The sequence below is a fragment of the Streptomyces sp. NPDC054841 genome (assembly GCF_053611045.1).
Genome location: NZ_JBSGZO010000326.1, coordinates 1 through 9,866 on the forward strand (window position 1 = coordinate 1; position 9,866 = coordinate 9,866).

Consider the following 9,866-nt stretch of genomic DNA (forward strand, 5'->3'; position numbering starts at 1 on the left):
TGGGGGCACCTCCCGGGCCCGCAGGGCCCAGGGGGAGCAGGAGACGGAGTCGCAGGGCGTCGCGAGCCCAGCAAGATCCACCGGACAGACCCTAAACCCCCGCCGCTGCCAGGAGACCGTGGAGGAACACCGCCGTCGCCGCGTCACGCGCCGCCGTGAACGGCAGCGCGTTGCCTCCCGTGATGCGAAAGGGCGCACCGGTGAGGGTCAGGTCCGCGCCGCCCGATTCGGTGACGAGGAGGAGGCCCGCCGCGTGGTCCCACGCGTTCTCCCAGGAGAACGCGACCGCGTCGAGCTCGCCGCGCGCCACCGCGAGGTACTCCAGGCCGGCGGAGCCGCACGGGCGGGCGTGAACGCCGTCGGTGCGCAGCGCCAGGAGGGCTTCCTTCTGGTCCGGAGTGGTGAAGTCCGGGTGGGAGGTGGCCACTTCGAGGTCCGCACCGGGCTCCGGTGAGCCCGACCGTATCGGCGTGCCGTCCACCCGCGCGCCGTGGCCGCGCACCGCGACGGCCATCTCGTCCAGCGCCGGGGCGTACGTCCAGGACGCGAGCACCTCGCCGTGCCGCGCCAGCGCGACGAGCGTGCAGAATCCGGGGTCGCCGTGCACGAACTGCCGCGTGCCGTCCACCGGGTCGACGATCCACACGGGCGCGTCGCCGTGCAGCGCGTCGTACACCGCCGGGTCCGCGTGGACTGCTTCCTCGCCCACCACGACCGAGCCCGGCAGCAGCGCGGTGAGGGACGCCGTCAGGTGCTCCTCGGCGCTGCGGTCGGCCACCGTCACCAGGTCGTGCGGACCGTTCTTCTCGACGATCTCGTGCGCGGCGAGCTGGCGGAAGCGCGGCATGATCTCGGAGGCGGCCGCCTTGCGGACCGCCTCCTCGACCAGGGCGAGGTTTCCGGAATCCCAGGGGTTCCCTGTCGTCCCGGACAGAAACTCTTCGGTCATGCGTCCAGCAAAGCACGCCCCACTGACATCCCCGCTGCCGCCGGGTGACCGGTCGATGGACACCCGGCGAAGCCACGGTGACCGGAAGGTGTATGCCAGGTGCACGGTCAGCGGCCGACCGCGTAACCCTGCATGCCACGCGGGTTCGCCGCGGCCGACAGGACACCGGTTTCCGGGTCCCGTGCCACCGCGCACAGCCGCCCCTCCGACCACGCCTCGCCGATCGTGATGTCGTGACCGCGCCGCCGCAGCTCCGCCACCACCTCCGGGTCCGTCCGCGACTCGACGGTGACGGCACCGTGCCGCATCCCGCGCGGATGGAAGGAGCCCGGGAAGCTGTCGTTGTGCCAGTTCGGCGCGTCGATCGCACCCTGGAGGTCCGGCCCGCCCCGCACCGGCCCCCGCAGTGCCACGGCCAGGAAGAAGTGCAGCTGCCACTGGTCCTGCTGGTCGCCGCCCGGCGTTCCGAAGGCCATCACCGGCACTCCGTCCCGCAGAGCCAGCGACGGCGTCAGAGTCGTGCGGGGGCGGCGGCCCGGCGTGAGGGAGTTCGGCAGTCCCGGGTCCAGCCAGGCCATCTGCAGCCGCGTGCCGAGCGGAAAGCCCAGTTCCGGCACGACCGGATTGGACTGGAGCCAGCCGCCGCTGGGCGTGGCCGCGACCATGTTCCCCCAGCGGTCGACGACATCCAGATGACAGGTGTCACCCCGCGTGCCGCCGTCCTCGGCGACGGTCGGCTCACCCGCACCCGCGATCCCCGTCGCGTCGAAGCCGGGCTCCTCACCCGCCGCGACGCCGAGAGCGTGCGCGCTGAGCACGGGTGATCGCCCCTCCGGGCTCCCCGGCCGCAGCTCGTACGAGGCCTTCTCCCCGATCAGCGCCCGCCGCCGCGCGTTGTACGGCTCCGACAGCAGCGCCTCCAGGGGTACGTCCGCGGCATCGCCGTACCACGCCTCCCGGTCCGCCATCGCGAGCTTGCAGCCCTCGATGAGCAGATGGACGTACTCGGCGGAGCCGTGCTCCGGCAACTGGGGCGGCAGCAGCGCCAGCTGCTGCAGAAAGACCGGCCCCTGGCTCCAGCCGCCCGTCTTGCACAGCGTCCAGCCGTTCCAGTCGTACGTCACCGGCGCCTCGTACGTCGCCGACCAGCCCGCCAGGTCGGCCCGGGTGAGCGTCCCGGTGTGCCGCGTTCCGCTGGTGTCCGTCGTGGGCACATCGGACCGGCGGACGAGGGCCTCGGCGATGAAGCCGTCGCGCCAGACCGCCCGCGCCCGCTCGATCTGTCCGGCCCGCCCGCCCCCGCCCGCCTCCGCGATCAGGCGCCGCCAGGTCGCGGCGAGCGCCGGGTTACGGAACAGCTCGCCGGGCCGCGGGGCCCTGCCGCCCGGCAGATACACCTCGGCGGAGGTCGTCCACTCCGCCTCGAAGAGCGCGCGTACGGTCTCCACGGTCCGCCCCACCCGCTCGACCGGCGCGTGCCCGTCCTCCGCGTACCCGATGGCGTACTTCAGCACCTCGGCGAGCGTCTTGGTGCCGTGGTCGCGCAGCAGCACCATCCAGGCGTCGAAGGCGCCGGGCACGGCGGCGGCGAGCGGCCCCGTCCCGGGGACGAGCCCGAGCCCGAGCGCGCGGTAGTGGTCGATGGTGGCGTCGGCCGGCGCGGGGCCCTGCCCGCACAGCACCCGCACCTCGCCGCCCGCCGGAGCGAGGATGACCGGGACCTCGCCGGCGGGCCCGTTGAGGTGCGGCTCGACGACGTGCAGGACGAAGCCCGCGGCGACGGCGGCGTCGAAGGCGTTCCCGCCGTCCTCCAGCACGGCCATCGCGGACTGCGAGGCCAGCCAGTGGGTGGAGGACACCATGCCGAAGGTGCCCTGAAGGGTCGGCCGGGTGGTGAACATACGCGTGCCTCCATCGGTGTGCGGGGATCCGTGTGCGGGGATCCGTGTGCGGGGATCCGTGTGCGGGGATTCGTGTGCGGGGCGGAGGCGGGGGCGGCGGTCGCACCGGGGGCCGTGCCGTCCTCGCCCACCGGATGGCAGGAGACCTGTCGGGCCGTACCCGGCAGCGTACGCAGCTCCGGGATCCCGGCGCGGCACCATGCGACCGCTCCCGTCCCGGGAATGGCGTTGTCGTCCTCGGCGTTCTCGCCGTCGGCGTCCTCTCCGGGCGTCCTCTCCGTCGGCGTTCTGATGACGGAGCAAAGGGGTTGGAGGCAGCGCGGTGCACAGTGAGTACAAGGTCCCTGGCGGAAAGCTCGTCGTCGTCGATCTCGATGTGAGGGACGGGGTGCTGCGCGACGTACGGGTGGCCGGGGACTTCTTCCTCGAACCCGACGAGGCCCTCCCCGCCATCGACCGCGCCCTGGAGGGCGCCCCGGCCGACACCGACGCCGCAGGACTCGCGGTCCGCATCGACGGGGCGCTGCCGCCCGGCACCGAGATGTACGGGCTGACCACCGAGGGCATCGGCGTCGCCGTTCGCCGCGCCCTCGCGCACGCCACCGACTGGACCGACTACGCCTGGCAGCTCGTCCACGACGGCCCGCAGCCGCCCGCCCTGCACATGGCCCTCGACGAGGTCCTCACCGCCGAGGTCGCGGCCGGCCGGCGCCCGCCGACGCTGCGCGTGTGGGAGTGGGGCGCCCCGGCCGTCGTCATCGGCAGCTTCCAGTCACTGCGCAACGAGGTCGACCCGACCGCGGCGGAGCGTCACGGCATCACGGTCGTGCGCCGGATCTCCGGCGGCGGAGCGATGTTCATCGAGCCCGGCAACACGATCACGTACTCCCTGTCCGTGCCCGGCTCCCTCGTCTCCGGCCTCTCCTTCGCGGACAGTTACGCGTATCTCGACGACTGGGTGCTGGGCGCGCTCGGCGACATGGGCATCAAGGCCTGGTACCAGCCGCTGAACGACATCGCCACCGAGGCGGGCAAGATCGCGGGCGCGGCGCAGAAGCGGGTCGTGGACGGCGGCGCGGTGCTGCACCACGTGACGATGGCGTACGACATCGACGCCGACAAGATGCTCGATGTGCTGCGCATCGGGCGCGAGAAACTGTCCGACAAGGGCACCAGGAGCGCGAAGAAGCGGGTGGATCCGCTGCGCCGGCAGACCGGTCTGCCGCGCGAGGCGGTCATCGAGCGGATGATCGCCTCGTTCCGCGGGCGGTACGGGCTGACGGAGGGCAAGGTGACGGACGAGGAGATGGCGCGGGCACAGGAGCTGGTCGCGGCGAAGTTCGCGACGCGGGAGTGGACCGCCCGGGTGCCGTAGGGCCGGTCTTCGGGATCCTCCCGCCGCGCCCCGGGTCCCGGTGCCCGTGCACACCTCTCTCTGTCAGAGGGCCTGGGGGTGGCGGAACAGACGCCCCGGGTCGTACGACGTCTTCACCCGGGCAAGGCGGTCGGCGTTCGCACCGTAGTACGCCCGGCGCCAGTCCCGCAGTTTGGGGTCCGTGTAGTTCTGGTACGCCTGGCCGCTCGCCCAGGGCCGCATCGCCCCGTGCGTACCGTCCAGCCAGGCCTGGTGCCGGGCCACGGTGGTCGCGGAGGCGTTGTCCGGCCAGGAGACGATGTACTGGGCCAGGAACAGCGCGTCGCGGTGGACGAACGCCGTGTCGGCCGCCCGGACCCGCCCCACCGCGCCGCCCAGCGCGTCCAGCGCGATGCTGCCCGCGCCGCCTCCCTGGAGCCCGGCAAGCCGTTCCACCCGGGCGAGCAGGGCCATCACCCCGTCGGCCGGGATGCGCCGGGTGTAGAAGTCCGAGCGTGCCGCGTACGATTCGCGCGCCACCCGGCCCTGGGGCGTACGGCCGGGCAGACTGCCCTGCTGGTGGGCCTGGGCGATGGTGAAGCCCGAGACACCGCCCATCACCTTCATCGCGTCCATGAACGGCCGGGTGCGCACGGACACCGACCGTGCGGGCGCGCCGATGGCGTCGGCGAGGCGGTCGAGGCGGTTCTCGAGGTCCCCGCGGCTGCCGAGGCTCAGGCCGCCGACCCGCACCGATCCCGGCCGTCCTCCGACCGGTGCGGACAGGTGCAGATTCGCCCATATCTCGTCGGGCGCGGTGGGAGCCCAGCGCTGCCACTCGCGCAGTACGGCTTCGGCCCGGGACCAGGACCAGCTCAGGAAGAACGTCGTGCACTGCGGCGCCGCGTGGGTGCGCAGCCGCAGCTCGGTGACGACACCGAACTGGGCGTTGCCGCCGCCGCGCAGCGCCCAGAACAGCTCGGGGTCGTGCTGGGCGTCCACGTTGCGTATCCGGCCGTCGGCGGTGACGATGCGGGCGCCGGTGACACTGTCGCTCGTCAGACCGTAGGCGCGGCTGACGACGCCGATGCCGCCGCCGAGGGCGAGTCCGGAGACGCCCACGGTGGGACAGGACCCGGCGGGTACGGTCCGCCCGCGAGCCGTCAACCGGTCGTACACGTCGATCAGTTTGGCGCCGGCGCCGACCGTCGCGGTGCCCCCCGAGAGCGAGACGGACGCCATCTTCTGTACGTCGACGACCAGGCCGGGCCCGGACGACCAGCCGGCGTACGAGTGGCCTCCGCTGCGCACCGCGACGGGCACCTGATGGCGGCGGGCGAACTCCAGGCAGCTGCGGACGTCCTCGGGCCGTGCGCAGTACGCGACCCCGGTCGGCCGCACCCCGTCGAACCGGGGGTTGAACAGCTTGCGCGCGGTGTCGTAGTCGCGGTCGCCGGGCCGTACGAGCGTTCCGTCCAGCCCGCGGGCCAGCGCCGCCCAGTCACCGGCGCGAGGCGGACGGGGCGCCCGGGCCGCCTGGGACGGGGCCGCCTGGCCGGCGGAGGCGGTCGCCGCCCAGGCGCCCGCTGCCACGCCGACGCCGGCGGCAACTCCCGCGCCCAGCAGGCCGCGACGGGTGAACCTGCCCCTCCCCGCGGCTTCCGCGCCCGTTTCCGCCCCGCTGCCCCGCCGCGCCGTCTCGCCCATCGCCCTGTCCTCGCCTTCCGTCGACATCCGGTCGGGAGGATGACGAGGAGACGGTGGCGGTTCCCGTCGACGGTGCTTCTCTTGTGAGCGGTGGTTCCGGTCAGCGCGAGGGGGACGCCGAGGTGGGCGGTGTGGGCGGCAGGTCGTAGACGTTGCCGGGGGCCACGACGGTGGTGATGGCCTTGGCGAAGAGCGTGCTGTTCTCGTTGCCCTGGTAAGGGATGTCCGTGTTGCTGAGCACGACCAGAGTCGCGTTCGCCGACGGCAGGTAGACCGTCACGGACTGGTAGCCGGGCAGCGAACCGTTGTGCCCGATCCAGCCGTGGTTGGTGAAGATGCCGAGGCCGTATCCGGTCCCGGGATAGCCGGTGGGCAGCGTCCGCAGTCGCTGTGCCTGGGTGGCGGGCTCGAGCAGGGTGCCCGTCGCGACGAAGCGCGCCCATGCGCGGAGGTCGGCCAGGTCCGAGATCATCGCTCCGGCGGCCCAGCCCCATGACGGGTTCCAGTCCGTCGCATCCGCGACCTCGCCGTTCCAGCAGCCCCGCTGCGGCAAGTGCGGCCGCCGCGATCCTGCCGTGGGCCTTGGCCACGAACAGGCGCCACACACGCATGCAGAAGATCCCAGGCACCATCCCAGGCGCCACCCCAGGCGCCGTCCCAGGCGCCGTCCCAGGTGCCGTCCCAGGCGCCGTCTCAGGTGCCGTCCCAGGCGCCGTCTCAGGTGCCATCCCAGGTGTCTCTTTCGGCCGTGAGGTCGGTGCGCCGGCGCGCAGGCACCCGGAAGGGCGCCGAGAGGAGACGCGTGCCAAGCACAACGTACGTCGCGGTCATGCGTCCGACGGCGAGACCCGGCCCGGCACTGACCCGTTCGGCAGCGTGGCCGCAGCGAGGCGCACGCCTCCGCCGGCCACGTACGGACCACGTGACGAAGGGACCTGGTCCGGGCCGGCCGGCGTTCCGCCGTCACCCGGCCCGGTCCCGTGATCAGCCCGCGCCCCGCACCAGGAGGAGCAGTGCGTCCGCGAGATCCTCCGCCGGGGAGCCCGTGGCCAGGCGGCGCAGCTGGAGGCCGGTGACCAGGGCGACGGTGGTCGCAGCGAGGCGTTCGGCATCGGGAACGCCGAGAGCCGTGAGGATCTGGGCGGCGAGGCGGTCGTAGGCGGTGAAGCACTCGGCGGCGGCTTCGCGCAGCCGCTCGTCGCGGCCCGCCTGGATGTACAGCTCGAACGGCGCGATGTGCTCGCTGTCGAAGACGGTGCCGTCCGCGACCTGTCCGGCCAGGGCCGCCGCGCCGTCGAGATCGACGCCGTCGGCCTCGCCGGCGTCGGCGAGTTCGGTGAGGCGCCGGGTCTCCTCGCGGACGAAGTGCAGCAGCGACTCGCGCAGCAGCTCGTGCTGGCTGGTGAAGTGGTACGTGACCGAACCGAGCGATACGCCGGCCTCCTTGGCGATCCGCCGGTTGGTGACCGCGGCGATGCCGTCCTGGCCGATGATGCGCAGGACGGCACCGATGATGCGCCGGCGCGTCGGAGGTATGGACGGGACGGCTGGCGCGGCGGGCTCGCTGGACATGCGCGTCATTGTTCCACCGGCGCACTCCAGGTGATCAAGGGGTCGGGGTGGCGCTCGTACCAGCGGCGCTCGTCCTCCAGCTGGGCGGCCAGCGAGATGAGCCGCTCCTCCCCGCCCGCGGGACCGAGCAGCTGGGCGCCGACGGGCAGACCTTCGGTGGTGAATCCGGCGGGGACGTTCACCCCGGGCCAGCCGAGGACGTTCCACGGCCAGGCGTAGGGACAGGCCGCGGCCATCGTCGCGTTGGTGCGCCAGGTGCTGAGCCCGTCGAAGGTGCCGATCCGCGGCGGGGGCGCCGCTGTGGTCGGGGTGAGGATGACGTCGTACGTGTCGAACAGGGCGCCGATGCGGCGGTGCTGGCGGACCTCGCGGGCGCGGGCGGCGCGCACGATCCGGCCGCCGAGCAGCTTGCCGTTGCGCAGGGCGGTGCGGGTGCGCGGGTCGAGCAGGTCCGGTTCGGGGTGCAGGGCGGCGATTTCGGCGACGCCCGCCGTGCCGCGGGGGACGAAGCCGAGGCCGATCAGCCCGTAGCGGGGGCGGGCCTCTTCGACATGGTGGCCGAGTCGGGCGAGGGCCTCGGCGAGCTCGGTCACGGCGCGGCGGACCTCGGGGTGGGGCCTGGCGCCGGTGAGGGTGAGCGGGGGGCGCCAGGCGAGGGCGATCCGCAGCCGGCCCGGGTCGCGGCGGGCGGCGGCCGAGGCGTCGATGGCCTCAGGCCGGTGCAGATCCTCCGGGTGGGCACCCTGGACGACGTCGAGCAGCAGCGCCGCGTCGGCGACAGTGCGCGCCAGCGGGCCGTTGACGGCGAGGCCCTGGAAGGCGTCGGTGTGCGGAAAGAGCGAGACCCGGCCGCGCTGCGGCTTGATACCGACGAGATGGGTCCAGGCGGCGGGGATCCGGATGGAGCCCGCACCGTCCGAGCCGAGGGCGGCGGGGACGAGTCCGGCGGCGACGGCGGCCGCGGAGCCGCCGGAGGATCCGCCCGGGGTGTGGTCCGTGGACCACGGGTTGCGGGTGGCGCCGAAGGCGGGGCCCTCGGTGAACGGCCACTGGCCCAGCTCGCAGGAGTTGGTCTTGCCGACGATGACGGCACCGGCCGCCCGCAGTCGCCGTACGGCTTCGCCGTCGGCGGTCGCCGGCGCGATCTCGCCGCGGCAGCCGAACAGGGTCGGCAGCCCTGCCACATCGGTGTCGTCCTTGACGGCGAGCGGGACGCCGAGCAGGGGCAGCCTCTCCCCCGCCGCGAGCCGCCGGTCGGCGTTCTCGGCCTCGGCGAGCGCCTCCTGCGCCCGTACGTGCCGGAAAGCATTGAGGGTGGGTTGGCTCGCCTCGATGCGTTCGAGCGAGGCCTGCACCAACTCCACCGCTGTGACCTGGCCCTCGGTCAACTTCCGTGCTTGTTCGGCAAGTCCTGAGAAATCTGCTGTGGACATGGCCACCTTCGGCTCCTATCGTTCGTTCGAACGAACAGAACTGGAGGGTAACCAGATGCGCATCACCGGATCAACCGTTCTGCTCACGGGTGTCACCGGCGGCATAGGCGCCGCCCTGGCCGCCGAACTCGCCGCGCGCGGCGCGCGGTTGATCCTCACGGGCCGCCGCGCCGACGCCCTCGAACCTCTTGTGAAGGCGTACGACGCCCGCGGAATCGTCGCCGATCTGGCTGACCCCGACGATGTCGAACGGCTCGCCCGCGAGGCGGCGGACACCGAGATCCTCATCGCCAACGCCGCCCTGCCGTCCAGCGGAGAGCTTCTCGACTACACCCCCGAGCAGATCGACCGCGCCCTCGCGGTCAACCTCCGTGCCCCGGCCATGCTGGCCCGCCTCCTCGCCCCGGCGATGGTCGAGGCTCGCCGGGGCCATCTCGCGTTCGTCGGTTCGATGTCGGGCAAGACGGCGACCAAGAGCTCCGCCCTCTACAACGCCACCAAGTTCGGTCTGCGGGGCTTCGCGCTCGCGCTGCGTCAGGACCTCCACGAGCACGGTGTCGGGGTCTCCCTCATCCAGCCCGGCTTCGTACGCGATGCGGGCATGTTCGCGGCGACCGGCGCCGAGGCACCGGCCGGACTGCGTACGGTCTCGCCGCGCCAGGTCGTCGCCGGTGTCGTCCGCTCCATCGAACAGGACCGGGCCGAAGTGAATGTCGCCCCGGTCGAGATGAAGGTCCTCACCGCGATCGGCGGCCAGTTCCCGGGCTTCTCCGAACGTGTCCAGCGGCGCGCGAACGGCACGGACCGCACGATCCGCCGGATCGTGGAGGCCCAGCGCGACAGCCGCTGACCGCCTAGGCCCTGTCCGGGCGATCTTCGAGGACCAGGCCGCGGCGTCAGATGCATGGGGTCTCCCCCGGCCCCCTGGGGCCGAGGGGACGCATCGCAAG

Annotated in this window: 7 protein-coding genes and 1 pseudogene; 2 read left to right on the forward strand and 6 right to left on the reverse strand. The window is 73.3% G+C overall.

What is annotated here, in order from left to right; genetic code table 11:
• Window positions 1–91: 91 nt before the first annotated feature.
• Together ACWGI8_RS31535 and ACWGI8_RS31540 are read right to left on the reverse strand one after the other, a co-directional pair.
• Window positions 92–949 carry an inositol monophosphatase family protein gene (locus tag ACWGI8_RS31535; RefSeq protein WP_453666114.1) on the reverse strand — a complete coding sequence of 286 codons (858 nt, stop codon included), beginning with the start codon at window positions 947–949 and terminating at the stop codon, window positions 92–94.
• A 107-nt stretch (window positions 950–1,056) separates the two neighbouring features.
• Window positions 1,057–2,850: a gamma-glutamyltransferase family protein gene (locus ACWGI8_RS31540; RefSeq protein WP_453666116.1), complete on the reverse strand. Its 1,794-nt coding sequence runs from the start codon at window positions 2,848–2,850 to the stop codon at window positions 1,057–1,059.
• A 322-nt stretch (window positions 2,851–3,172) separates the two neighbouring features.
• Between ACWGI8_RS31540 and ACWGI8_RS31545 the strand changes: the two genes are divergently transcribed.
• A complete protein-coding gene (locus ACWGI8_RS31545; RefSeq protein WP_453666118.1) occupies window positions 3,173–4,225 on the forward strand; it encodes a lipoate--protein ligase family protein in 1,053 nt (350 codons plus the stop codon).
• Window positions 4,226–4,288: 63 nt separating this feature from the next.
• On the opposite strand, the gene ACWGI8_RS31550 is transcribed toward ACWGI8_RS31545, so the two are convergent.
• The 4 genes and pseudogenes from ACWGI8_RS31550 to ACWGI8_RS31565 all read right to left on the reverse strand — a co-directional run bounded on the left by ACWGI8_RS31550 (window position 4,289) and on the right by ACWGI8_RS31565 (window position 8,916).
• Entirely contained in the window at window positions 4,289–5,938 is a 1,650-nt protein-coding gene (locus ACWGI8_RS31550; protein WP_453666119.1) for an FAD-binding oxidoreductase, read from the reverse strand.
• Window positions 5,939–6,011: 73 nt separating this feature from the next.
• Window positions 6,012–6,443: pseudogene (locus tag ACWGI8_RS31555) on the reverse strand (serine hydrolase); the annotation flags it as partial.
• 452 nt (window positions 6,444–6,895) lie between these two features.
• Window positions 6,896–7,492 carry a TetR/AcrR family transcriptional regulator gene (locus ACWGI8_RS31560; RefSeq protein ID WP_453666121.1) on the reverse strand — a complete coding sequence of 199 codons (597 nt, stop codon included), beginning with the start codon at window positions 7,490–7,492 and terminating at the stop codon, window positions 6,896–6,898.
• The gene (locus tag ACWGI8_RS31565; RefSeq protein WP_453666123.1) at window positions 7,489–8,916 is read right to left on the reverse strand and encodes an amidase; all 1,428 of its coding nucleotides are present in this window, start codon (window positions 8,914–8,916) and stop codon (window positions 7,489–7,491) included. The genes ACWGI8_RS31560 and ACWGI8_RS31565 overlap by 4 nt, the downstream gene beginning before the upstream one ends.
• A 55-nt stretch (window positions 8,917–8,971) precedes the next feature.
• On the opposite strand from ACWGI8_RS31565, the gene ACWGI8_RS31570 reads away from it, so the two are divergent.
• The gene (locus ACWGI8_RS31570; RefSeq protein ID WP_453666125.1) at window positions 8,972–9,766 is read left to right on the forward strand and encodes an SDR family NAD(P)-dependent oxidoreductase; all 795 of its coding nucleotides are present in this window, start codon (window positions 8,972–8,974) and stop codon (window positions 9,764–9,766) included.
• Window positions 9,767–9,866 lie beyond the last annotated feature (100 nt).

Excerpts from the sequence above, each read along its gene's own strand:
- ACWGI8_RS31540 (WP_453666116.1), bottom strand. The coding sequence starts at position 2,850 with ATGTTCACCACCCGGCCGACCCTTCAGGGCACCTTCGGCATGGTGTCC.
- ACWGI8_RS31565 (WP_453666123.1), bottom strand. The coding sequence starts at position 8,916 with ATGTCCACAGCAGATTTCTCAGGACTTGCCGAACAAGCACGGAAGTTG.
- ACWGI8_RS31570 (WP_453666125.1), top strand. The coding sequence starts at position 8,972 with ATGCGCATCACCGGATCAACCGTTCTGCTCACGGGTGTCACCGGCGGC.
- ACWGI8_RS31560 (WP_453666121.1), bottom strand. The coding sequence starts at position 7,492 with ATGACGCGCATGTCCAGCGAGCCCGCCGCGCCAGCCGTCCCGTCCATA.
- ACWGI8_RS31550 (WP_453666119.1), bottom strand. The coding sequence starts at position 5,938 with ATGTCGACGGAAGGCGAGGACAGGGCGATGGGCGAGACGGCGCGGCGG.
- ACWGI8_RS31535 (WP_453666114.1), bottom strand. The coding sequence starts at position 949 with ATGACCGAAGAGTTTCTGTCCGGGACGACAGGGAACCCCTGGGATTCC.